We start from the raw sequence: 23,124 nt of genomic DNA on the forward strand, positions 1-23,124 counted from the left end.
TTTGCGCTTTTTTCCGAACATCACCTGGCCGGGCACGCCGCTTTTCCCGTCGGATTGCCCACGTAAAAGCGCCCGCCCGATCTGTCGGGGTTTGTGGTGAATCGCGGTGGAGATTCTTCAGGCATGTCCGCAGCGGACGTACGCGACGCCGCGCACCGGGAGAACTTCCCGGTGGCCTCCCGCCTGCTCCCGCGCGCGTACCGCCGCGACCTGATGGCGGTGTACGGCTTCGCCCGATATGTGGATGACGTCGGCGACGAGGGTGACCCCGCCGAGCGGCCCGCCCTGCTCGACGAGGTGGAGGCCGACCTCGGCCGCCTGTACTCCGGAGGGAGCCCGCGGCTGCCCGCCGTACGCGCACTGGGGCCGCTGGTCGCCGGGCGGGGCGTGCCGCGAACGCCCTTCCTCCACCTCGTGGAGGCCAACCGGCGCGACCAGACGGTGCGGCGCTACGACACCTTCGCGCAGTTGCTGGGCTACTGCGAGCTGTCGGCCAACCCGGTCGGGCGGATCGTCCTGCACGTCTTCGGCGTGGCCACCCCGGAGCGGGCGCGGCTGTCGGACCGCATCTGCTCGGCGCTTCAGGTGATCGAGCACTGCCAGGACGTGGGCGAGGACCACGCCCGCGGCCGCGTCTATCTCCCCGGCGAGGACCTGCGCAGGTTCGGCTGCCGCGAGGCCGACCTGGACGCGCCGCGCACCTCCCCGCGGCTGCGCCGGGCCGTGGCGCTGCAGGCCCGCCGCGCCGCCACCCTGCTGGACGAGGGCATGCCGCTGCTGGAGACGCTGAGCGGGTTCGCGCGCACCGCGGTCGCCGGGTACGTCGCGGGCGGCCGGGCGGCGCTCGCGGCGCTGGAGCGGGGCCGGCACGACGTCCTCGGCGGGGCGGTCCGCGCGCGCCGCCGCGCGGTGCTGAGCGAGTGGGTGCGCGTGCTGAAGGAGGTGAACGGTGACGGTTCCCGGCGCGATTCCTGATCCCGTTCCCGATCGCCCGCCCGGCCCCGCTCCGCATCGCGCGGGGGACGACCCGCCCGGTCCCGCGCCGCGCCCCCTCACGCCCATTCCCGTGCCGATGCCGGCAGCGGTGCCCGTTCCCGTCGCCTACCGGTACTGCGAGCGCGTCGTCCGCACCCGCGCGCGCAACTTCGCCTACGGCATCCGCCTGCTCGCCCCGCCCAAACGCCGTGCGCTCAGCGCGCTCTACGCCTTCGCCCGGCGGATCGACGACATCGGCGACGCGGCCGGGCCGATGGACGCGCGGCTGTCGGCGCTGGAGCAGGCCCGCGCGGGCCTGCGGGCCGCGCACCCGGATCCCGCCGACCCCGTCCTGGTGGCGCTGCGCGACACCGCCACGCGTTTCCCCGTCCCGCTTGAGGCGTTCGAGGAGCTGATCGACGGATGCGCCGACGACGTCGCGGGCGCGTGCTACCAGTCGTACGAGGACCTGGTCGGCTACTGCCGGGAGGTCGCCGGGTCGATCGGTCGGCTGTCCCTCGGCGTATTCGGCCTCGCCTCCGGGGTGGCGAGCGGTGACCGCGCTCTGCGGCGTGCGGCGCGGCTGGCCGACTCCCTGGGGGTGGCGCTCCAGCTCACCAACGTGCTCAGGGACCTGCGCGAGGACCGCTGCGCGGGCCGGGTATATCTGCCCGCCGACGACCTGCGCAGGTTCGGCTGCACGCTCGACCTGGACGCGTCGGGGGCGTTCACCGATCCGCCCGAGCGGCTGGCGCGTCTCGTCCGCTACGAGGCCGGCCGGGCGCTCGGCTGGTACGCCGAGGGGATGCACCTGGTCCCGCTGCTCGACCGGCGCAGCGCGGCCTGCACGGCGGCGATGGCGGGCATCTACCGGCGGCTGCTCGCGCGCATCGCCGCCGACCCCGGCCAGGCGCTGGCCGGGCGCGTGTCGCTCACCCCGTGGGCGAAGGCGATGGTCGCGGCGCGCGCGATCACGGGAGCGGCCAGATGAACGGCCCGAGGGACGTCGCGCCCGTCGCGGTGGTGGGCGGCGGCCTCGCCGGCATCACCGCGGCCCTCGCGCTCGCGGAGGCCGGATGGCCGGTGACGCTCTACGAGGCGAGGCCCCGGCTCGGCGGGGCCACCCACTCCTTCGCCCGGGGCGGCCTGACGGCTGACAACGGGCAGCACGTCTTCCTGCGCTGCTGCACCGCCTACCGGGGGCTGCTCGACCGGCTGGGCGGCACCGGGCGGGTGCGCCTGCAGGAACGCTTCGACGTACGCGTGCTCACCCCGCACGGCGGTCGGGGACGGCTGCGCCGGGCCGCGCGGCCCGGGCCGTTCCACCTGCTGCCCGCGCTCGCGGGCTACCGCCTGCTGTCCCCCGCCGACCGGCTGCGCGCGGTGCGCGGCGCGCTCGCGCTGCGCGGGCTCGACCCGGCGGAGCCCGCACTCGACCGGGCCGCGCTCGGCGGCTGGCTGGCCGACAACGGCCAGCGGGAGGCCGTGCGGCGGGCGCTGTGGGACCTGTTCGCGGTGGCCGCGCTCAACATCCCGGCCGACGAGGCGGCGCTGGGACCGGCGGCGATGGTCTTCAGGACGGCTCTGCTCGGCCGCGCCGACGCCGCCGACATCGGCGTGCCGTCGGTGCCGCTCGGCGAGCTGCACGGCGGTGCCGCACTGTCCGCGATCACCCGGCTGGGCGGGCAGGTGCGGCTGGCGGCGAAGGTCGACAGGGTCCTGCCGGGGCCGGCGATCCGCGTGGGCGGCGCGCGCGTCGGCGCGTCGGCCGTCGTCGTCGCCACCCCGCACGGCCAGGCCGCACGGCTCGTGCCCGCGGAGGCCGCGCCGGACCGGGACGCCTGGGCGGGCCTCGGGGCGAGCCCCATCGTCAACGTGCACGTCGTCTACGACCGGCCCGTCATGCGGCTGCCGTTCGCCGCCGTCGTCGGCTCGCCGGTGCAGTGGATCTTCGACAGGACCGCCTCGGGCGGCCTCACCCGGGGCCAGTATCTGACGGTCTCGGTGTCGGCGGCGCGGCACTGGATCGAGGTGCCCACGGCCGCGATGCGCGAGGTGTTCCTGCCCGAGCTGGAGCGGCTGCTCCCCGCCGCCCGTACGGCGAGGGTCGTGGACCTGTTCATCACCAGGGAGCGGCGGGCGACCTTCCGGCAGGTCCCGGGCAGCGGGGGGCTGCGCCCCGGCGCGGCCACCCGGTGGCCCGGGCTGTTCCTCGCCGGCGCGTGGACCGACACGGGCTGGCCCGACACGATGGAGGGAGCCGTGCGCAGCGGTCTCCAGGCGGCCCGCCTCGCCAGGCGGCATCTCGAACGGGAGCACACCCGATGACCGGCGTCACCGCTGGGGTGGCCACCAGCGCCGCCCGCGCCGCGACCGCCCTGAAGGCGGCGCGCGATCACCTGCTGGGCCTGCAGTCACCCGAGGGCTGGTGGAAGGGCGAGCTTCAGACCAACGTGACCATGGGCGCCGAAGACCTCCTGCTGCGCGAGTTCCTGGGCGTGCGGACCGCAGAGGAGACCGCCGAGGCCGCCCGGTGGATCAGGTCGCAGCAGCGCCTTGACGGCCCGCGTTCCGGCACGTGGGCGAACTTCCACGAGGGTCCCGCCGACCTGTCCACCACCATCGAGGCGTACGTCGCGCTGCGCCTCGCGGGCGACCCGCCCTCGGCCCCGCACATGCGCGCCGCGGCGGCGTACGTGCGAGGGGCGGGCGGCATCGAGTCGGCCCGGGTCTTCACCCGGATCTGGCTCGCCATGTTCGGGCAGTGGCGGTGGGAGGACCTGCCGGTCATCCCGCCGGAGATCATGTTCCTGCCGCCGTGGTGCCCGCTGAACGTGTACGACTGGGCGTGCTGGGCGCGGCAGACCATCGTCCCGCTCACGATCGTGACCGCGCACCGGCCGGTCAGGCCGCTGCCGTTCGGGCTGCCGGAGCTGCGTACGGGACGGCCCGCGCCGCGGCCCCCGCGTACGGGCTGGGACGCGGCGTTCGCGGCACTCGACCGCGCCCTGCACCGCTACGAACGGCATCCGGTCGCCGGGCTCCGCCGCGCCGCGCTGCGGCGGGCCGTCGAGTGGGTCGTGGCACGGCAGGAGGCCGACGGCTCGTGGGGCGGCATCCAGCCTCCCTGGGTCTACTCGCTGATCGCGCTGCACCTGAGCGGATACGGCATCGACCACCCCGTCATGCGGGCCGGCCTGGCCGGCCTGGACAGGTTCACCATCAGGGAGGACGGCACGCGCCGGCTTGAGGCGTGCCAGTCGCCGGTCTGGGACACCGCGCTCGCGATGACCGCCCTCCTCGACGCGGGCCTGCCCCGCGACCATCCCGCGCTGGCCCGGGCGGGCGAGTGGCTGCTGTGCGAGGAGATCAGGGGGCCGGGCGACTGGGCGGTGCGGCGTCCCGGTCTCGCGCCGGGCGGCTGGGCCTTCGAGTTCGACAACGACGGCTATCCCGACGTCGACGACACGGCCGAGGTCATCCTCGCGCTGCGCCGGTTGCGCCGGCCCGACGCCCGGCCGGCCCTGGAGCGGGGGCTGCGCTGGATGGCCGGGATGGCCTGCCGCGACGGCGGGTTCGCCGCCTTCGACGCCGACAACACCCGCGAGCTGTGCCTGCGGCTGCCGTTCTGCGACTTCGGCGCGGTCATCGACCCGCCGTCTGCCGACGTGACCGCGCACGTGGTCGAGGCGCTCGCGGCCGAGGGGATGGCCCGCTCCCCCGTCGTACGGCGGGCGGTGGTGTGGCTGCTGCGGGCGCAGGAGCCCGACGGCTCGTGGTTCGGCCGGTGGGGGGCCAACCACGTGTACGGCACGGGGGCGGTGCTGCCCGCCCTCGTCGCGGCCGGGGTGCGGCCGCAGGCCCCCTGCGTACGGCGGGCCGTGGCGTGGCTGGAGGCGCACCAGCACCCCTGCGGCGGCTGGGGCGAGGACCTGCGCTCCTACCGCGACCCCGCGTGGATCGGGCGGGGCGAGCCGACCGCCTCGCAGACGGCGTGGGCCCTCATCGGCCTGCTCGCGGCCGGGGAGCGGGGCCCGTGCGTGGACCGGGGCGTGGCCTGGCTCGCCGACAGCCAGCGCCCGGACGGCACCTGGGACGAGCCCTACTACACCGGGACGGGCTTCCCCGGCGACTTCTACATCAACTATCACCTGTATCGGCTCGTCTTCCCGTTGAGCGCGCTCGGCCGTTACCTGCACGCCGGGGAGGGGCCGTCATGACGGACCTGATCGTGTGCACCGCGCTGGGGATCGAGGCCAGAGCCGTCGCCCGCGGGCTGCGGCCCATGCCCGATCACCTCCGGGTCCGGGTCGTCCGGATGGGGAGGGGGCCCGAGCGGGCGGCGCGGGCGGTGGCCCTGCTCCCGCCGGGCGCCGCCCTCGCCGTCACCGGCTTCGGCGGGGCGCTCCACGACGGCCTGCGCCCCGGGGACGTGCTCGTCGCCACCGAGGTGCGCTCGGGAGACCAGGTCTGGCCGTGCCCGTCGGCTCCGCTGCTCGCCGGGGAGCTCGCGCGCGCCGGGCTGCCCGCCCGCACCGGCCCGCTCGTCACCTCCCCGCGCATCGTGACGGGCCGTGGCCGCCGGGCGCTGGCACGCGAGGGCGCGTACGCCGTCGACATGGAGAGCGCCCCGCTGGCCGCCGCCGCGGGCGCCCGGCCGTTCGCGGCCGTGCGGGTCATCGTGGACACCCCCGGCGCCCCGCTGCTGAACCTCGCCACGATGGGCGGCGCGGTCGCCGCCCGGCGCACGCTCGCCCGGATCGGCCCGGTGCTGGCGCGGTGGGCGGCGGCGACCGGCCCGCGCCGGGTCCTGCTGGCCTCGCCCCGCTCGTTCTGCGCCGGGGTCGAACGGGCCATCGAGATCGTGGAGCGCGCGCTCGACCGCTTCGGCGCGCCCGTGTACGTGCGCAAGCAGATCGTGCACAACATCCACGTCGTACGCGACCTGGAGCGGCGCGGCGCGGTGTTCGTCGACGACCTGGCCGAGGTGCCGGAGGGCGCGGTCACGGTCTTCTCCGCCCACGGGGTCGCGCCCGCCGTACGCGAGGAGGCGGGGCGGCGCGGGCTGCGCGTCATCGACGCGACGTGCCCGCTGGTGGCGAAGGTGCACGCGGAGGCCCGCAGGTTCGCCGCGCGGGGCGACCTCGTCGTGCTCATCGGCCACGCCGGGCACGAGGAGGTCGAGGGCGTGCTCGGGGAGGTGCCCGGCGCGGGCGTGCTGGTCGAGGACGAAGCCGGCGTGGCGGACGCGGTCGCGGCCGTGCCGCCGGGGCGCGGGGTCGCCTACCTCACCCAGACCACGCTGGCGGCCGACGAGGCGGGGCGGGTCGCGGCGGCCGTACGGCGGCGCTTCCCCGACGCCGAGGGGCCGCGCGGCGACGACATCTGCTACGCGACGACCAACCGGCAGCACGCGGTGCGTGCCGTCGCCGAGGAGGCCGACCTGGTGCTGGTCGTCGGGTCGGCCAACTCCTCCAACGCCCTGCGCCTCACCGAGGTCGCCGCGCGCTCCGGCCACGGCGGGGCACCGCTCGCCCGCCTGGTCGACGGGCCCGGCGACGTCGCGCTCGACTGGCTGCGCGGCGCGCGGACGGTCGGGGTGACCGCCGGGGCGTCCACCCCCGGCGCGATGGTGGACGCCATCGTGGCCGCCCTCGGCGGGCTCGGCCCGCTTGAGGTGGAGGAGCGGCGGGTGACCGAGGAGAACGTCGAGTTCACGTTGCCGAAGGAGGTGCGGCCCTGATGCCGATGCCCGTACGCCAGAGTCTGCGCGTCGGGGCCTACATCCTGGCCCAGCGGCTGCGCCGGCGGGAGAGGTTCCCGCTGCTGGTCGAGCTTGAGCCGTTGTTCGCGTGCAACCTGAAGTGCGCGGGCTGCGGGAAGATCCAGCACCCGGCCGACGTGCTGAAACAGCGCATGCCGGTGGAGCAGGCGGTGGCCGCCGTCGAGGAGTGCGGCGCCCCGATGGTGTCGATCGCGGGCGGGGAACCGCTCATGCACCCCCAGATCGCGGAGATGGTCGAGGAACTGGTGGCGCGCAGGAAGTACGTCTTCCTGTGCACCAACGCGCTGCTGATCCCGCGCAAGATCGACCGGTTCACGCCCTCGCCGTACTTCGCCTGGGCGGTCCACATCGACGGCCTGCGCGAGCGGCACGACGCGTCGGTGTGCAAGGAGGGCGTCTTCGACGAGGCGGTCGCGGCGGTGCGCGAGTGCCGGCGGCGCGGCTTCCGCGTCACCACCAACACCACGTTCTTCGCCGGGGACAGCCCGCGCACCGTGATCGAGGTGCTCGACTTCCTCAACGACGACCTGTGCGTCGACCAGATGATGATCTCGCCCGGGTACGCGTACGAGAAGGCGCCCGACCAGGACTGCTTTCTCGGGGTGCGGCAGACGCGGGAGCTGTTCCGCGCCGCGTTCGCGGGCGGCAACCGCAGACGCTGGCGGTTCAACCACTCGCCGCTGTTCCTCGACTTCCTGGAGGGGAAGGCCGACTTCCCGTGCACGGCCTGGGCGATCCCGTCCTATTCGGTGTTCGGCTGGCAGCGGCCCTGCTACCTCATGGCCGACGGGTACGCCCGGACCTACCGGGAGCTGGTCGAGGAGACCGACTGGGACGCCTACGGCCGGGGACGCGACCCGCGCTGCGCCAACTGCATGGCGCACTGCGGCTACGAGCCGACGGCGGTCTTCGCCACCCTCGGCTCGCTGCGCGAGTCCCTGCGCGCGCTGCGCGGCACATAGGAGCCGGGCGCTCATGGATGCGGAAGACGGGGTGCCGAGGCGCTATCCGGTGGAACTCCGGCAGCGGCGCCGTCGGCCCCAGCCCGAGATGAGGCCGCGCACCCGGCGCGCCAGCAAGGTAGCGGCGCAGGATCTGCGCACGATGCTCGGACGGGATCTCCTCGAGCAGGATCGGACACTCGCGGCCCTGACGGCGGAGCGCGGCCTTGCCGCCCGCGGCCTCGACGTCGCGCACCCAGCTCGCGTCCGGCCCGAGCATCGAGACGAGGAAGTCGGCGCCGCGGTAGTGGGTGACCGCGAGCACGACCGCGGCGAGACCGGGAACACATGGAAGGACCAGCAGCCAGCCCAGCAGCGGGGCCGGACCGACATCACCCGAGGTGTCCCGGACGGTCAGTGCGGCGATCGCGACGCAGAGCGCGATCCCGAGCAGCCCGATCGCCAGCGGGAAAGTCCAGCGCTTACCGGCGCGGGCCGCCCGGATCGTGCCCATCCAGCCCAGGAGTCCCAGCGCCCCGACCACAGACACCGTGGCGCAGGGTCCGTTACTTCTTCGCCGAGCCATCGGTGCGCATGGCCGTCTGCGGCACACTCGACCGCGCCAGCCGGCGGATCGCGCCGCTGATCACCGTGCCCGGAGAGGTGAGCGAAACGCAGGCTCGCGTGATCGCGAAGGCCCTCGCCTTCGGCTACTTCGCCGCACTCGAGCAGTGGTACCTCGACGGCGGCAACCGGCCTATCGCCGAATACGTCGAGGAAGGCATGCGGCCACTACGCGGCATCTGGAGCGCACCGCATCCGTCCTCCGAGCGCGATCACCCCAGCGTCTCGGCGCCTTCCCATTGAGTTCCTTTACGATGTAGATCATCCTATCGGGATGCTCGTACACCTCGGAGGAACGCTCAGGGGCGGCCGAAGCGGCGGGCCAGGATCCGGAACGCGCCGGGCGCGGCCCCGTGCAGGCGGGCGGGCACCCGCAGCCAGGCGGGGACGTACACCTCGGCGCGGTCGCGCTCGACCGCCGTCGCGATGGCGCGGGCCACCCGCTCCGGCGGGACGGGCACCGGCCTGCGGCGCGTGTACGGCCTGCCGCGCCGGGCGAAGAACGGCGTGTCGACGACCCCCGGCACCACCGCCGTCACGCCGACGCCCTTGCCCTCGACGCCGTTCACGTCGACCGCGGGCAGCTCGTAGCGCAGGCTCTCGGCGAAGGCCAGCAGGCCCGCCTTGGTCGCGGCGTACACCGCCTCCTCCCGCACGCCCACCACGCCGGCGATCGAGGCGACGTAGACGAGGTGGCCCCGGCCGCGCTCCAGCATCCCGGGCAGCAGCAGCCGGGTGAGCTGCACGTGGGCCGTCAGGTTGACCGCGATCATGCGTTCGGCCGTGCCCCCGGACATGCGCGGGAGCGGCCCGCTCCAGCCCTCGCCCGCGCACGCCACCAGCACGTCCACCCGCCCGGCGCGTACGGCGAGGTCGGCGGTGGGGTCGGACAGATCGGCGGGCAGCGTCTCGCCGCCGGTCCGCGCGGCGACGCCGTCGAGCGCCTCCTGATCGCGCCCGGACAGCACCAGCCGCGCGCCGCGCGCCGACAGCTCCAGCGCCGTGGCGGCGCCGATGCCCGACGACGCCCCGGTGACGAGCACCCGTGCCCCCGCCAGCCGCATCCGCCCCGCCCCCCTCGTCACCCGCTCGTCACCCCGCTCGTCACCCGCTCGTCACCCGCTCGTCACCCGCTCGTCACCCGCTCGCCCAAGGGTGTACCCCCGCGGTTTCCGCGAACCGGTGGACCACCGACGGTATGACTGGGTAGCCTGCCAAGTATGACCAAGAAGATTACGATCTCTTTGCCGGACGAGCTGGCCGACGAGGCGCAGGCGTCCGGCAACGCCTCGGCCTACATCGCCGCCGCGCTGCGGGAACGGCGGCGCATCCAGGGCGACCTGGCCATCATGGCCGATTTATGGGGGCCGGGCTGGCAGGACGGCATCACCGATGACGACAGTGCCCGCGCGGCGCGCCTGGTGACCGGCGACGCCAAGGCGGACGCCGCGTGACCGACCCCGTCCCACCGGCCGGCGTCCTGTCCGGCCACGTGCTGGACCTCGACGCCGTCGTCCACCTGATCGAGGGCAAGAGCATGTACGGCAGGGCCGTCGTGCGGCAGTCCTCGGCGCACGGCGTCACCCTCCTCGTCCCCGCGCTCGCCGTCCAGGTGTTGTCGCTCGGCCCCATCCAGCCCCGGCTCGAACGCTTCCTGCGCATGTCGATGGTGGTCACCGGCGCGCTCTCCCCCGGTGACGCCGTCGAAGGCGGGCCGTACGCGCAGACGATCATGACGAGCCTGCGGCGCCACCGGCCGGCCGCCGCGGACGCGCTCCTGCCCGACGTCCTGGTGGCCGCCCACGCGGCCGTCCACGCCATCCGCCGCGACTGGCGGATCATCACCGCGACCCCCTACCTCTACGAGGGCATCGACGTCCGCCTGGAGATCCTTCCCTAGATTTGCGACCAGGCCCTGCGATGCGGCGGCCGGTCAGCGGCAGAGGGATCGACGGCGGGCGAACCATCGCCTGGCGGGAGCCGTCCGCCCATGACCGCGTACACGTCGCCGCAGGTCAGGGGTACTGCCTGGGAGGCGGGGGTACCAGCAGGGCATGGCCGCCCTTCCGGCGTACGCGCCGATGCTGGCCCGGCTAGGGCCGCTGCCCTCGCCCGGCAGCGAGTACGCGTACGAGATGAAGTGGGACGGCGTCCGCGCCCTCGGCTACGTCGAGGACGGCACGCTGCGGCTGGTCTCGCGCAACGGCAAGAACGTCACCGTCGCCTATCCCGAGCTCGCCGGACTGGCCGCCGCCACGGGCGGGCACGCGGTGGTGCTCGACGGGGAGATCGTCGCGTTCGACCAGCAGGGCAGGCCGTCGTTCGAGGCGCTGCAGCCGCGCATGCACCAGCGCGACCCGCTCAAGATCAGGCAGCTCCTCGGCACCACACCCGTGACGTACCTGCTGTTCGACGTGCTGCACGTCGACGCCGCGACCACGATCGCGCTGCCCTACACCGAGCGGCGGAGCCGCCTGGAGGACCTCGTCCACACCGGGCCCCACTGGGCCGTCCCGCCCTACTACACCGGCTGCGGCGAGCACGCGCTGGCCGACTCCCGGCGGCTGGGGCTGGAGGGCGTCGTGGCCAAGCGGCTCACCTCGCCCTCCCGCCCCCGCCGCCGCTCCCCCGACTGGGTGAAGGTGAAGAACTTCCGCACACAGGAGGTCGTCGTCGGCGGGTGGCGGCCCGGGGAGGGCCGCCGGGCGAACACCATCGGCTCGCTGCTCGTGGGCGTCAACGACGACAGCGGGCGCCTGCGGTACGCCGGCAGCGTCGGCACCGGCTTCACCGACGAGGCGCTCCGGCGGCTCGCCGAGCGCCTGGCCCCGCTGCGGCGGGACACGCCCCCGTTCGAGGGCATCACACGTGAGGAGGCCAAGGGCTGCCACTGGGTGGAGCCGGTCCTGGTCGGCGAGGTGCGGTTCGCCGAGTGGACGGGCGAGGGGCGGCTGCGCCACCCCTCGTGGCGGGGCCTGCGCGACGACAAGGAGCCAAGCGAGGTCGTCCGCGAGGAGGGCTGAGCCCGCGCCTGTTCACGTGCCGTGTTATGCGGCGCCGCGCCGCCGCGGGTCACGCGTCCTCATCGCGCCGCCACGCGGCGGCGAGGACGACGACGCCGACGACCGCGACGAACAGATCGGCGTAGATCTCGTAGCCGGTGAGGAAGCCCAGGCGCGGGATGACCTGGCGGTTGAAGACGTTCAGTATCGCGCCCCAGAACGGCTGCACGGCCAGGTGGTCGATGGTCCCGCTGATGCCCGCGGCGACCAGGAACGCCCCGGCGAGCCTGATGACTTCACGCATGCCGCCGACGCTAGGGACCGGCCCGCCCGGCGGGGATCGGGCGTCGGCATGCTCCCGTACGGCGAAGGTCGCGGGCGCGCGGCGTGCCCGCCGACCGAAGTCGGACGTCCGCCGACTTCGGTATGGTCCTCGCGCTCGGCCGTTCGCAGGCCACGCGCCGGGTCGTAGGCTGCGGGGGATATGGATGCCCCCGCCGCCCCCCGGCACCGGCGCAGCCGGCGCGACCGGTTCGTGGACACGGCGATGTTCATGCTGGCCGTGGCCTTCGGCTTCTACACGTCGGTGGAGCGTCTGCACACCTCGCCCCTGCCGCCGGCCTGGCTGTTCAGCCTCGACCAGGCCGTGGGCATGCTCGGCTGCGCGGGGTTGTGGCTGCGCCGCAGATGGCCGGTCGGGCTCGCGGTGACGCTCGTCGTGCTGTCGGCCGTCTTCGAGATGATCGCGGGCCCGATGCTGGCCGCGCTCTTCTCCGTCGCGGTGCACCGCCGTCCGCGGACCTCGGGGATGGTGTTCGCGCTCAGCGTCGTCGCCGCGGTCGTCTTCACCTTCCTGCGCCCCGACCCGGACATGCCGCCGCTCGCGCTGCTGACGCTGGGCCTGGCCCTCCAGGGCGCGGCGGCCGGCTGGGGGCTGTTCGTCCACCACCGGCGGCGGCTCGTGCTGGCCCAGCGCGACCGCGCGGCCCGGATGGAGACCGAGGCGAGGCTGCGGGCCGAGCAGGCGCAGCACCAGGTCCGCGAGGCCATCGCCCGCGAGATCCACGACGTGCTCGGCCACCGGCTTTCGCTGCTGAGCGTGCACGCGGGGGCGCTGGAGTTCAACCCCGGGGCCGATCCCGCCGACGTCGCCCGGGCGGCGCGGGTGATCAGGGAGAGCGCCCACCAGGCCCTGCAGGACCTGCGCGAGGTGATCGGCGTGCTGCGCGCCCCGACCACCGAGCACGCGCCCACCCTGGCCTGCCTGGAGGAGCTCGTCGCGGAGTCGGGCCGGGCCGGCATGCGGGTCGAGTTGCGCGACGACCTCGGCGTGTGCGAGGCCGCCGTCCCCGGCCGGGCGGGCCGCGCCGCCTACCGCGTCGTGCAGGAGGCCCTCACCAACGCCCGCAAGCACGCGCCGGGAGCCGCGGTCCGCGTACGAGTGTCGGGGGCGCCCGGCGAGGGCCTGACGGCCGAGGTGGTCAACGACGCTCCCGCCGCCGCGCCGGAGGCCGCCGGTGGGGGCCATGGCCTGGCCGGCCTGGCCGAGCGCGTCACGCTGGTGGGGGGACGTTTGGAGCACGGACCGGCGCACCCGGATGACAGCGACCCGGGTAACGGCGGCCCGGGTGGCTGGCGCGTGCGGGCCTGGCTACCGTGGCCGCCATGACCCTCCCACCGCATGCCCTGCCACCGCATGCCGTGCCACCGCATGCCGTGCCACCGCATGCCGTGCCGCCGCATGCCGTGCCGGAGTCCGCCCCGATCGGCGTGCTCATCGCCGACGACGACCCCCTCGTCCGGGCCGGGCTGGAGATGATGCTCGGCGGCGCACCCGACATCCGCGTCCTCGCCCAGGCCGGGGACGGGGCCGAGGTGCTGCCGCTGGCCGGCCGGCACCGCCCCGACGTGGTGCTGATGGACATCCGGATGCCGGTGATGGACGGCCTGGCCGCCACCGAGGCGCTGCGCGCCCGCGACGGCGCGCCCGAGGTGATCGTGCTGACCACCTTCGACGCCGACGAGCACGTGCTGCGCGCCCTGCGCGCGGGGGCCGCCGGGTTCCTGCTCAAGGACACCCCGCCGGGCGAGATCGTGGACGCCATCCGCCGGGTGGCCGCCGGTCATCCGGTCCTGTCCCCGGCGGTGACCCGGCGGCTCATCGCCCGAGTCGCCGAGGACGGCCAGGACCGGCGCCGGGCCCGCGCGCGGGAGCGCCTGGCACTGCTCAACGACCGGGAGCGGGAGGTCGCGGTGGCGGTCGGCCAGGGCAGGCCGAACGCCGAGATCGGCGCCCTGCTGCACCTCAGCGTCCCCACCGTCAAGACGCACGTGTCGAGCATCCTGGCCACGCTCGGCCTCAACAACCGCGTGCAGATCGCCCTGCTCGTCCACGACGCCGGACTGCTCGACGATCCGCCCGATCCAGGGACCACAGGACGGTGACCTCGTCGCCCAGCTCGGCCCGCACCCGCTGAAGGGTGCGCGGGCTGGGGTCGACCAGGCACCGCTGCGCGGCGGCCCGCAGCAGCGGCAGGTCGACGGCGCTGTCGGTGTAGGCGTGGGCCAGCGGCATCGTGACGCCGATCTCCCGCAGGCGGCCGGGCTTGGCCGCGCCGTAGCAGCCGCGCACCGGCGTGAAGGCGTGGCGGCCACGGCGCAACTGCGCGGCGATCACCTCCACCCCGTCGAGGCCCAGGCTCCGGCAGACGGCGGTGGCGAGCGGGTCCGCGCAGGCGGTGGCGACGACGACCCGGTCACCGGTGTCCAGGTGCGCCCGGAGCCGGTCCAGCGCCACGGCGATCCGGCGGGGCTCGGCGGTGTGCGCGACGGCGAACTCCTCCGCCAGGGCGTGGAACCGCTCCGGCGGCACCCCGGCCGTGGCGAGCCAGACGAACCCCGCCGTCGCCCGCCGCCTGGTGGGCGGCAGGATGAACAGCGGCACCAGCACCACCGCCGCGGTCAGGGCCGCCGCCGCCCGCAACCGGCGGCGCAGCAGCAGCATGCGCAGGAAACGCCCGAAGGAGTCGCCGCGTACGAGGGTGTCGTCGAGGTCGAAGACGACGACGGGCCGGCCGGTCATCGGCGCCCCCGGCTCTCCGGCAGGCCGAGCATGCCGAGCAGGACCTCCAGGACCTCGTCGGACGACCGCGCCCCGGTGGCGGTCGGCAGCGCGTTCCAGATCCACAGCTGCGCGAGCCCGTGCAGGGCCGCCCACAGCGCGCCGGCGACCTGCCGGTTGTCCGCCGCCGGGTTCCACCCCTCCGCCTGGCAGGCGCCTACCAGCGCGGCCAGGGTGTCGAACACCGTCAGGCTCGCCCCGGCCAGCTCCGGCTCCTGCGGATCGACCAGGTCGTGCCGGAACATGAGGGCGAACATGCCGGGCTGTTCGAGCGCGAACCCCACGTACGCGCTCGCGGCCGCCCGCAGCCGCTCGACGGCGCCGGCCCGAGCGGGGAGGGCGCCGAGGGCCCGCTCCCCGCGTGCCGCCAGGTCGCCGAACCCCAGGGCCGCCACCGCCGACAGCAGGGCCGCCCGCCCGGAGAAGTGCCGGAGCGGCGCGCCGTGCGACACCCCCGCCGCCCGTGCGATGGCGCGCAGGGTGACGGTGCCGGGGTCGCCCTCGTCGACCATCCTCCGCGCGACCGCGATCAGGTGGTCGCGCGGGCCGATCTCTCTATCCATGTAGACAGTGTCTACACCCTGGACGTAGACACTGTCTACATGACGTCAGACCACGCGATATCGCTCGGCCGCGGCGGCGCGCAGCGTCAGGCCGTGGCCCGGCGCGTCCGGCGGGCGTACGGCACCGCCGGTGGGGTCGGCCGCGCCGTCGAACAGGGCGCCCTCGATGCGCACGTGGTCGTGGAACCACTCCATGTGGCGCAGGTTGGGGGTCGCCGCGGCGACCGGCGCGTGGAGGTTGGGCGCGCAGTGCGCCGACACCTCAAGGCCGTGCCCGGCGGCGATCGCCGCCGCGCCGGACCAGCCGGTGTAGCCGCCGCAGCGGGTCGCGTCGATCTGCAGGCAGTCGACCGCGCCCGCCGCGCACATGCGGGTGAAGTAGACGAGGTCGCCGCCGTACTCGCCCGCCGCGACGTCGGCGTCGGACCGCTCGCGCACCAGGCGCAGCCCGGCCAGGTCGTCGGAGGACACCGGCTCCTCGAACCACCGCACGTCGTGGTCGCGCATCCGGCGTTCCAGCCGTACGGCCTGTTTCGCGCCGTAGCCGCCGTTGGCGTCCACGTACAGCTCGGCGGCGTCCCCGATGACACGGCGGGCGAGCGCGACACGGTGCAGGTCGCGGGCGGGCATGGCGCCCGCGGACTCCCCGATCTTGATCTTGACGCGGGGGATGCCCTGCTCGTGCACCCAGTGCGCGAGCTGCGCCGTCGTGACGTCGTCGTCGTAGGTGGTGAACCCGCCCGAGCCGTAGACGGGCACGGACGGCCCGGCCAGACCGAACAGGCGGGCGAGCGGCACGCCGAGCAGCCGGGCCTTGAGGTCCCAGATCGCGACGTCGACCGCGGAGACCGCATACCCGGCGACGCCCGTGCGGCCCGCGTTTCGCACCCGGCGGACCATCGCGGTCCACAGGCCCGGCACGTCCATGGGGTCGCCGCCGCGCACGACCGGCGCGAGCAGGTCGGTGACGACCCGCGCGGCGGCGGCGGGCGCGTAGGTCCAGCCGAGCCCGGCCGCCTCGCCCGCGTCCGCGCGGACCACCACCATCGTGGTCGCGTCCCAGCTCAGCGTGCCGTCGGCCTCCGGACGGTCGGTCGGCACGCGGTACGCCGACACGTGAAGGTCCCCGATCACGAGGTGGCTGCGCACGCGCGTCCCCCTACCCGGGCGTGACCCCGGGACTCCGGATCGGAGGAAAGATTTTCCCTGGGGCGAGTGTTCGGCTTCCCATTCCAAGGGCAGCGCGCCACATATGACGGAAATCGCCTCAGAAATACTCATCAGGCGGCTCGCCGACTGGGGTGTCGACACCGTCTTCGGGCTTCCCGGTGACGGCATCAACGGCATCATGGAGGGGCTGCGCCGCCACTCCGACCGCGTCCGGTTCGTGCTGGTGCATCACGAGGAGGCGGCCGCCTTCATGGCGGCGGCGCACGCCAAGGCCACCGGTCGCATCGGAGTGTGCCTGGCCACCTCGGGCCCCGGCGGGATCCACCTGCTCAACGGCCTGTACGACGCCAAGCTCGACCACCAGCCGGTGCTGGCCATCACGGGCATGCAGGAGACCAGCGTGCTGGGCACCGGCTACCAGCAGGAGGTCCACCTCGACCGGCTCTACGAGGACGTGGCCGAATACAACCTCGTGGTGGACAACCCGGCCCAGCTCCCTGGTGTGGTGGACATCGCGATCCGCACGGCGTACGCGCGCCGCGGGGTGGCCCACCTGTGCCTGCCCAACGACGTCCAGGTGGCCCCCGCCGACGCGGACCCCTACCAGCACGTCGCCCCCGCGCGGCCGCCCGCGACCGCCCCGGTGTACCTGCCCCCGCCCGGCGCGCCGCGCCAGGAGGATCTCCGCGCCGCCGCCGAGGTGCTCAACGCGGCCCGGCGGCCCGCGATCCTGGCCGGCGCCGGCGCCCTGCACGCCCGCGCGGAGGTGCTGGCCGTCGCCGAGACGCTGAGCGCGCCCGTGATCAAGACGCTTCCCGGCAAGGCGGTCATCCCCGACGACTCGCCGTACGCGGTGGGCGGGATCGGCCTGCTCGGCACGAGGCCGGGCGAGGAGCTGGTCGAGGACTGCGACACCCTGCTGATGGTCGGCACCAACTTCCCCTACACCAAGCACCTGCCCGAGCCCGGCACGGTCCGCGTCGTGCAGATCGACGCCGACCCCGCCCGCGCGGGCGTGCGCATGCCGACCGAGGTGCCGATGATCGGGGACGCCAAGGAGGGGCTGGCCGCGCTGCTGCCGCTGCTGCGCCGCAACGACGACCGGGCGCACCTGGAGAAGTATCAGAAGGCCATGGCCGCATGGCGGGAGAACATGGCCGCCCTGGAGAACCCGGAGCGCGCCCCGATCGCCCCGCAGTATCTGATCGGCTGCGTCGACCGGGCCGCCTCCGACGACGCCATCCTCACCTGCGATTCCGGCACGATCGCCACCTGGGCGGCACGGCACTGGACGATCCGCGGCGACCGCGAGTTCTACCTGTCGGGCAACCTCGCCACGATGGCCCCCGGCCTGCCGTACGCGATCGCGGCGCAGCTCGCCCACCCCGACCGGCAGGTGATCGCGTTCATCGGCGACGGCGGCTTCGCGATGCTCATGGCCGAGTTCCTCACCGCGGCCCGGCTCGGCCTGCCGATCACCGTCGTGGTCAACAACAACGACTCGCTCGGCCAGATCCTGTGGGAGCAGATGGTGCTGGGATACCCGGAGCACGGGGTCAGGTTCGGCGCGCCGGCCTCCGACTTCTCCGCCTGGGCCCGCTCCTGCGGCGGCTACGGCCGCAAGGTCACCGACCCCGCAGAGGTGGACGAGGCCGTACGGCAGGCCCTCGCCCATCCGGGGCCGGCGCTGGTGGACGTGGACGTCGATCCGAACGAGCCGCCCATGCCGGGCAAGGTCGCCCGCGACCAGGCGGTCAGGTTCGCCGAGGCGTTCCTGAAGGGGCAGCCGCACAAGGCGGCCATCGCGACGACGCTGTTCAAGGACAAGATCTCTCAACTGGGGCGGTGACGCCATGTCGGACCAGGTGCTCGTTCCTCCGCCGGTGACGACCCGGCCGCGGCGCCCGTACGTGCGGGTGCGCGACCTCGAACGGGACCTGGCCGCCCGGGTGGACGGCGAGGTCAGGTTCGACCCGGGCAGCCGGGGCGCCTACTCCACCGACGGGTCGAACTACCGGCAGGTGCCGATCGGGGTGGTGGTGCCGCGCACGGTGGACGCGGCGGCCGAGGCGATCGCGGTCTGCCGGGAGCACGGCGCGCCCGTCACCTCACGGGGCGGGGGGACGAGCCTGGCCGGTCAGACCTGCAACACCGCCGTGGTGATCGACTGGTCGAAGTACTGCCACCGGCTGGTGTCGGTGGACGTGGCGGCGCGCACCTGCGTGGTCGAGCCCGGCATCGTGCTCGACGTGCTGAACCGGCTGCTGGCCGACACCGGCCTGATGTTCGGGCCGCGCCCGTCCACCCACGCCCAGTGCACGCTCGGCGGCATGATCGGCAACAACTCCTGCGGCTCGACCGCCCAGGCGTACGGCAAGACCGCCGACAACGTCGCGCGGCTGGAGATCCTCACCTACGACGGCCAGCGGATGTGGGTGGGGCCGACCAGCCAGGAGGAGTTCGACCGGATCGTCGCCCAGGGCGGGCCGAGGGCGCGGATCTACCGCGAGCTGCGCGCGATCGCGGACGAGCACGCCGACGAGATCCGCCGCCGCTTCCCCGACATCCCCCGGCGGGTGTCGGGCTACAACCTCGACCAGCTCCTGCCCGAGGCCGGGTTCGACCTGGCCAGGGCCCTGGTCGGGTCGGAGGGCACACTGGTCACGGTGCTGCGGGCCGAGCTGCGCCTGGTGCCCGCGCCCAAGGCCGAGTGCCTCGTGCTGCTCGGCTACCACGACATCGGCGTGGCCGCCGAGGCCGTGCCGCGCATCGTCGGCCACGGCCCGCTCCAGCTCGAAGGGGTGGACGACAAGCTCGTGGACTTCGAGCGGCGCAAGCACATGCATCCCGACGCCCTCAAGCGGCTGCCGGAGGGCGGCGGCTGGCTCATGGTCTCCTTCGCCGGCCGCTCGCAGAAGGAAGCGGACGCCAAGGCCCGCGGCATGCTGAAGGAGCTGAAGGACAGCGAGCACGCCCCGCACGTCTCCTTCTTCGACGACGCGAAGATCGAAAAGGAGCTGTGGGAGGTCCGCGAGTCCGGGCTGGGCGCCACCGCCCGCGTGCCCGGCATGCGCGAGACGTGGGAGGGGTTCGAGGACTCGGCCGTCCCGCCCGACCGGCTCGGCGACTACCTGCGCGACCTGCGCCGCCTGCTGGAGGAGTTCGGCTATGGCGACGCCTCCCTGTACGGGCACTTCGGGCAGGGCTGCGTGCACACCCGCATCCCGTTCGACCTGGTGACCGCCGACGGGGTGGCGGCCTTCCGTGCCTTCCTCGAACGCGCCGCCGACCTCGTCGTGTCCTACGGCGGCTCGCTGTCCGGCGAGCACGGCGACGGGCAGGCCCGGGGCGAGCTGCTGCCGAAGATGTTCGGGCCTACGATCATGACCGCATTCGAGCAGGTCAAGGCCGTCTTCGACCCGGGTGACCAGATGAACCCCGGCAAGGTCGTCGCGCCGTACCGGCTGGACGAGAACCTGCGGCTCGGCCCCGGGTGGACGCCCGCCGACCCGCCCGTCCACTTCGGCTACCCGGACGACGAGGGCAGTTTCCAGCGGGCCGTGATGCGGTGCGTGGGCGTCGGCCAGTGCCGCCGGCACACCGGCGGGGTGATGTGCCCGTCCTACCGGGCCACCGGCGAGGAGGAGCACTCCACCAGAGGACGCGCGCGGCTGCTGTTCGAGATGCTGAACGGCCACGCCGACTCCGCGGTCAAGGACGGCTGGCGTCCCACCGCCGTGCGCGACGCGCTCGATCTGTGCCTGGCCTGCAAGGGCTGCCGGCACGACTGCCCGATGCAGGTCGACATGGCGACGTACAAGGCCGAGTTCCTCGCCCACCACTACGCCCGCAGGATCAGGCCGATGGACCACTACGCCATGGGGTGGCTGCCGGTGTGGGCCCGCCTGGCCGCGCTCGCCCCGGGCCTGGTGAACGCGCTGGCACACGCGCCCGTGCTGTCGGGCCTGGCCAAGGGCCTGGCGGGGATCGAACCGGCCCGGCCGGTGCCGGACTTCGCGCCGCTGCGCTTCAGCGACTGGTATCGGCACCGCGGGCCGCGCGGCGGGGGCGAGCGGGGGCCCGTGCTGCTGTGGCCCGACACGTTCACCGACAACTTCCACCCGCACATCGGCCGCGCCGCCGTCTGGGTGCTGGAGTCGGCGGGCTACCGGGTGCTGATCCCGCCGCGCACGCTGTGCTGCGGCCTGACGTGGATATCGACCGGCCAGCTCGGCGTGGCGCGGCAGGTGCTGCGCCGCACCCTGCGCACCCTCGCCCCGGCGCTGCGCCGCGGCATCCCGATCGTGGGGCTGGAGCCGAGCTGCACGGCGGTGTTCCGGGCCGACGCGCCCGAGCTGTTCGCGCACGACCGGGACTTCGCCCGGCTGCGCGAGCAGACCAGGACCCTCGCCGAGCTGCTGAGCGCGGCCGGCGGGTGGGAGCCGCCCCGCATCGACCGGGACGCCGTCGTCCAGCCGCACTGTCACCACCACGCGGTGCTCGGCTTCGACACCGACAGGGACCTGCTGTCCCGCGCCGAGGTGCGGGTGGAGGCGGCGGGCGGCTGCTGCGGCCTCGCCGGGAACTTCGGCTTCACCGCCGGACACCTGGAGGTGTCGACGACCTGCGCGGAGCACGAGATCCTGCCGGCCGTCCGCGCCGCCGACGCCCGCACGGTCGTCCTCGCCGACGGCTTCAGCTGCCGTACGCAGATCGAGCAGGCGGGGGTGGGACGCCGGGCGGTCCACCTGGCGGAGCTGCTGGCGGCCGGGGTGCGCGGCACCCCGTTGAGCGAACGTCCCGAGTGCCGCATCGCGCGCAGGCCCGGCCCGGCGCGGGTGCTGGGGACGCGTTAGCGGTCGCGGTCGGCGGCCAGGCGGGCCAGGGCCTCCAGGCCCGCCGCCGGTCCCGGCGCCAGCTCCGCCGACCGCAGCGCCTCCATCGCCTCGGACAGCAGGTCGTCCCCCCTGGCCAGGCACCACGCCCGGCCGCCCGCCTCTTCGACGAGCCGCGCGGCCCGCGCGAGGTCGGCCTGGGCGAGCGGGCGGCGATACAGCGCGGCGAGCGCGCCGCCCGCTGCCGTGCCCGACGTCAGCGCGGCGACGACCGGCAGGGACTTCTTCCGGTTGCGCAGATCGGAGTGGACCGGCTTGCCTGTGACGGCCGGGTCGCCCCAGATGCCCAGCAGGTCGTCCACGATCTGGAACGCCAGCCCCACGCGCTCGCCGAACATCCGCAGGAAGGACACCTGCTCGCTGGTGGCGCCCCCCGGGAGCCCGGCGGCCTGCAGCGCGCCGAGGGCGCAGGCGCAGCCGAACAGCGCGCCCGTCTTGCCCTCCGCCATGCGCACGCACTCCCCCAGGCTCACGTCCGACCGCTCCTCGAAGCCGAGATCGGCGCTCTGGCCGTCCAGCAGCGTCTGGACACACCTGGTGAGCGTGCGCACGCTCGCGCCGGCGGATCGGCCGCTCCCGGCGAGCACGGCGAAGGCCAGCGTCAGCAGGGAGTCTCCGGCCAGGATCGCCTCGGAGCGCCCGAAGACGTTCCACACCGTCGGGCGGTGGCGGCGGACCGCGTCGCCGTCCATCACGTCGTCGTGGACGAGGGAGAAGTTGTGCACCAGCTCGACCGCGACGGCGGCCGGCAGCGCGGCGTCCGCGTCCGCGCCGACGCCCTCGGCCGCCAGGAGCGTGAACGCGGGGCGCAGCGCCTTGCCGCCGTCCGCCCGCAGCGGCCGCTCCCGCGCGTCCCACCATCCGAAGTGGTAGCCCGCCATCCGGCGCATCGGCGCGGGCAGGGTGTCGACCGCATGGCGCAGGGCGGGCTCCATCAGGTCGCGCGTCCGGGCGAGCACCTCCGCCGTGGTGCGCACTCCCTCTGCAACCGGTTCCGTCACGCTCCCACCACCTCGGGCTCGAGTGGACACACAGGCCGGCTGGACTTGTCGGCATACCCCGGCCGCCCCCGCGCCACACGTGCCTCCGAATCCCCATAGCGTGGTGCGCATGCGGAAGTGGGTGCAGGAGATGGGGCTCGGGCTCGCGGCCGTCGGGCGGCCCGCGTACATCACGCTGGGCAGGGACGAGGACCTCGGCAGGGACCGTGACGTGGCGGCGATGCGGGCCCGCACGTGGGAGGTGCTGGACGCCGCGTGGGCGGCGGGCGTGCGGTACGTCGACGTGGCCCGGTCCTACGGCCGGGCGGAGGAGTTCCTGGCGGGCTGGCTGGCCGACCGGGGCATCCGGCCCGGGGAGATCGAAATCGGGTCGAAGTGGGGATACGAGTACGTCGGCGGCTGGCGCATGGACGCCGCGCGCCACGAGGAGAAGGACCTGTCGGCCGCCCGGCTGCGCCGCCAGCTGGGCGAGACCCGGGAGCTGCTCGGCGAACACCTGACGCTCTACCAGATCCACTCCGCCACGGTGGAAAGCGGGGTGCTCGACGACGAGGAGGTGCTCGGCGAGCTGCGCGCCCTGCGCGCCGGGGGCGTCGCCGTGGGCCTGTCGACCACCGGCCCCCGCCAGGCCGCGACGATCGACAGGGCGGTCGCGACCGGGCTCTTCGACACCGCGCAGTCGACCTGGAACCTGCTGGAGCGCTCGGCGGGCGAGGCCCTGGCCCGGGCGCACGCCGCCGGGCTCACCGTGATCGTCAAGGAGGGCGTGGCCAACGGCAGGCTGACCTCCCGGGGCGCGCCGCCGGCGCTGGCGGACGCCGCACGCGAGCGCGGCGTCACCCCCGACGCGCTGGCGCTCGCCGCCGTGCTCGCCCGCCCGTGGGCGGGGATCGTGCTGAGCGGCGCGGCCACGACCGCCCAGCTCGCCGAGAACCTGACGGCATCTGCCGTGACCTGGGACGACGAGGCCGAGAAGGCGCTCGCCGGGCTGGCGGAGGACGCCGAGACCTACTGGGCCCGCCGCGCCGCCCTCCCGTGGGCCTGAGC

Annotated in this window: 21 protein-coding genes; 15 read left to right on the top strand and 6 right to left on the bottom strand. The window is 74.8% G+C overall.

Annotated elements, in window-relative coordinates; translation table 11 throughout:
- Positions 1-123: 123 nt before the first annotated feature.
- The 7 genes from hpnC to FLV34_RS29025 all read left to right on the top strand — a co-directional run bounded on the left by hpnC (position 124) and on the right by FLV34_RS29025 (position 8,568).
- Entirely contained in the window at positions 124-975 is an 852-nt protein-coding gene (gene hpnC, locus FLV34_RS28995) for a squalene synthase HpnC (RefSeq protein ID WP_142648521.1), read from the top strand.
- 97 nt (positions 976-1,072) lie between these two features.
- Positions 1,073-1,966, top strand: coding sequence for a squalene/phytoene synthase family protein (locus tag FLV34_RS29000; protein ID WP_142648520.1), 894 nt, complete (start codon positions 1,073-1,075; stop codon positions 1,964-1,966).
- Positions 1,963-3,303, top strand: a complete 1,341-nt coding sequence (gene hpnE, locus FLV34_RS29005; protein ID WP_147944604.1) for a hydroxysqualene dehydroxylase HpnE — start codon at positions 1,963-1,965, stop codon at positions 3,301-3,303. The genes FLV34_RS29000 and hpnE overlap by 4 nt, the downstream gene beginning before the upstream one ends.
- Complete coding sequence (gene shc, locus FLV34_RS29010) at positions 3,300-5,195, top strand: squalene--hopene cyclase (protein ID WP_147944605.1); 1,896 nt, start codon at positions 3,300-3,302, stop codon at positions 5,193-5,195. The genes hpnE and shc overlap by 4 nt, the downstream gene beginning before the upstream one ends.
- Positions 5,192-6,718, top strand: a complete 1,527-nt coding sequence (ispH, locus tag FLV34_RS29015; RefSeq protein WP_147944606.1) for a 4-hydroxy-3-methylbut-2-enyl diphosphate reductase — start codon at positions 5,192-5,194, stop codon at positions 6,716-6,718. Before shc ends, ispH begins: the two co-directional genes overlap by 4 nt.
- Positions 6,718-7,722 carry an adenosyl-hopene transferase HpnH gene (gene hpnH / locus FLV34_RS29020; RefSeq protein WP_142648516.1) on the top strand — a complete coding sequence of 335 codons (1,005 nt, stop codon included), beginning with the start codon at positions 6,718-6,720 and terminating at the stop codon, positions 7,720-7,722. The genes ispH and hpnH overlap by 1 nt, the downstream gene beginning before the upstream one ends.
- A gap of 567 nt (positions 7,723-8,289) precedes the next feature.
- Positions 8,290-8,568, top strand: coding sequence for a hypothetical protein (locus FLV34_RS29025; RefSeq protein ID WP_185948986.1), 279 nt, complete (start codon positions 8,290-8,292; stop codon positions 8,566-8,568).
- Positions 8,569-8,624: 56 nt separating this feature from the next.
- Here FLV34_RS29025 and FLV34_RS29030 read toward each other — a convergent pair whose 3' ends face one another.
- Entirely contained in the window at positions 8,625-9,410 is a 786-nt protein-coding gene (locus FLV34_RS29030; protein ID WP_261985944.1) for an SDR family oxidoreductase, read from the bottom strand.
- A gap of 135 nt (positions 9,411-9,545) precedes the next feature.
- Here FLV34_RS29030 and FLV34_RS29035 point away from each other — a divergent pair, with 135 nt between their 5' ends.
- From FLV34_RS29035 to ligD, 3 genes are all read left to right on the top strand, one after another.
- Positions 9,546-9,779 carry a hypothetical protein gene (locus tag FLV34_RS29035; RefSeq protein WP_142648514.1) on the top strand — a complete coding sequence of 78 codons (234 nt, stop codon included), beginning with the start codon at positions 9,546-9,548 and terminating at the stop codon, positions 9,777-9,779.
- The gene (locus FLV34_RS29040) at positions 9,776-10,225 is read left to right on the top strand and encodes a hypothetical protein (RefSeq protein WP_142648513.1); all 450 of its coding nucleotides are present in this window, start codon (positions 9,776-9,778) and stop codon (positions 10,223-10,225) included. Before FLV34_RS29035 ends, FLV34_RS29040 begins: the two co-directional genes overlap by 4 nt.
- Positions 10,226-10,379: 154 nt before the next feature.
- Positions 10,380-11,348 carry a non-homologous end-joining DNA ligase gene (gene ligD, locus FLV34_RS29045; protein WP_147944607.1) on the top strand — a complete coding sequence of 323 codons (969 nt, stop codon included), beginning with the start codon at positions 10,380-10,382 and terminating at the stop codon, positions 11,346-11,348.
- 49 nt (positions 11,349-11,397) lie between these two features.
- Here the strand turns inward: ligD and FLV34_RS29050 are convergent, their stop codons facing one another.
- Positions 11,398-11,631: a hypothetical protein gene (locus tag FLV34_RS29050; RefSeq protein WP_142648511.1), complete on the bottom strand. Its 234-nt coding sequence runs from the start codon at positions 11,629-11,631 to the stop codon at positions 11,398-11,400.
- A gap of 180 nt (positions 11,632-11,811) precedes the next feature.
- Here FLV34_RS29050 and FLV34_RS29055 point away from each other — a divergent pair, with 180 nt between their 5' ends.
- Together FLV34_RS29055 and FLV34_RS29060 are read left to right on the top strand one after the other, a co-directional pair.
- A complete protein-coding gene (locus tag FLV34_RS29055; protein ID WP_147944608.1) occupies positions 11,812-12,996 on the top strand; it encodes a sensor histidine kinase in 1,185 nt (394 codons plus the stop codon).
- Complete coding sequence (locus FLV34_RS29060) at positions 12,993-13,772, top strand: response regulator transcription factor (protein ID WP_147944609.1); 780 nt, start codon at positions 12,993-12,995, stop codon at positions 13,770-13,772. The genes FLV34_RS29055 and FLV34_RS29060 overlap by 4 nt, the downstream gene beginning before the upstream one ends.
- Here FLV34_RS29060 and FLV34_RS29065 read toward each other — a convergent pair.
- From FLV34_RS29065 to FLV34_RS29075, 3 genes are read right to left on the bottom strand one after another with little or no spacing between them, the layout of a single operon-like run.
- Positions 13,687-14,409 (bottom strand): haloacid dehalogenase-like hydrolase, encoded by a 723-nt coding sequence (locus tag FLV34_RS29065; RefSeq protein ID WP_147944610.1) that lies wholly within the window; start codon positions 14,407-14,409, stop codon positions 13,687-13,689. The two genes, FLV34_RS29060 and FLV34_RS29065, sit on opposite strands and share 86 nt — an antisense overlap.
- Positions 14,406-15,011: a TetR/AcrR family transcriptional regulator gene (locus FLV34_RS29070; RefSeq protein ID WP_147944611.1), complete on the bottom strand. Its 606-nt coding sequence runs from the start codon at positions 15,009-15,011 to the stop codon at positions 14,406-14,408. The genes FLV34_RS29065 and FLV34_RS29070 overlap by 4 nt, the downstream gene beginning before the upstream one ends.
- A 45-nt stretch (positions 15,012-15,056) precedes the next feature.
- On the bottom strand, positions 15,057-16,160 hold the full coding sequence (locus tag FLV34_RS29075) for an enolase C-terminal domain-like protein (RefSeq protein WP_260617318.1): 1,104 nt from the start codon (positions 16,158-16,160) through the stop codon (positions 15,057-15,059).
- Positions 16,161-16,263: 103 nt separating this feature from the next.
- Between FLV34_RS29075 and FLV34_RS29080 the strand changes: the two genes are divergently transcribed.
- Complete coding sequence (locus tag FLV34_RS29080) at positions 16,264-18,030, top strand: thiamine pyrophosphate-dependent enzyme (protein WP_147944612.1); 1,767 nt, start codon at positions 16,264-16,266, stop codon at positions 18,028-18,030.
- Between the two features lie 4 nt (positions 18,031-18,034).
- On the top strand, positions 18,035-21,037 hold the full coding sequence (locus FLV34_RS29085) for an FAD-binding and (Fe-S)-binding domain-containing protein (RefSeq protein ID WP_147944613.1): 3,003 nt from the start codon (positions 18,035-18,037) through the stop codon (positions 21,035-21,037).
- Here FLV34_RS29085 and FLV34_RS29090 read toward each other — a convergent pair.
- Entirely contained in the window at positions 21,034-22,077 is a 1,044-nt protein-coding gene (locus FLV34_RS29090) for a family 2 encapsulin nanocompartment cargo protein polyprenyl transferase (RefSeq protein WP_261985945.1), read from the bottom strand. The two genes, FLV34_RS29085 and FLV34_RS29090, sit on opposite strands and share 4 nt — an antisense overlap.
- Before the next feature lie 109 nt (positions 22,078-22,186).
- Here FLV34_RS29090 and FLV34_RS29095 point away from each other — a divergent pair, with 109 nt between their 5' ends.
- Complete coding sequence (locus FLV34_RS29095) at positions 22,187-23,122, top strand: aldo/keto reductase (protein WP_147944615.1); 936 nt, start codon at positions 22,187-22,189, stop codon at positions 23,120-23,122.
- Positions 23,123-23,124: the final 2 nt, after the last annotated feature.

Source organism: Microbispora sp. CSR-4 (assembly GCF_008033685.1).
Taxonomy (GTDB): Bacteria; Actinomycetota; Actinomycetes; order Streptosporangiales; family Streptosporangiaceae; genus Microbispora.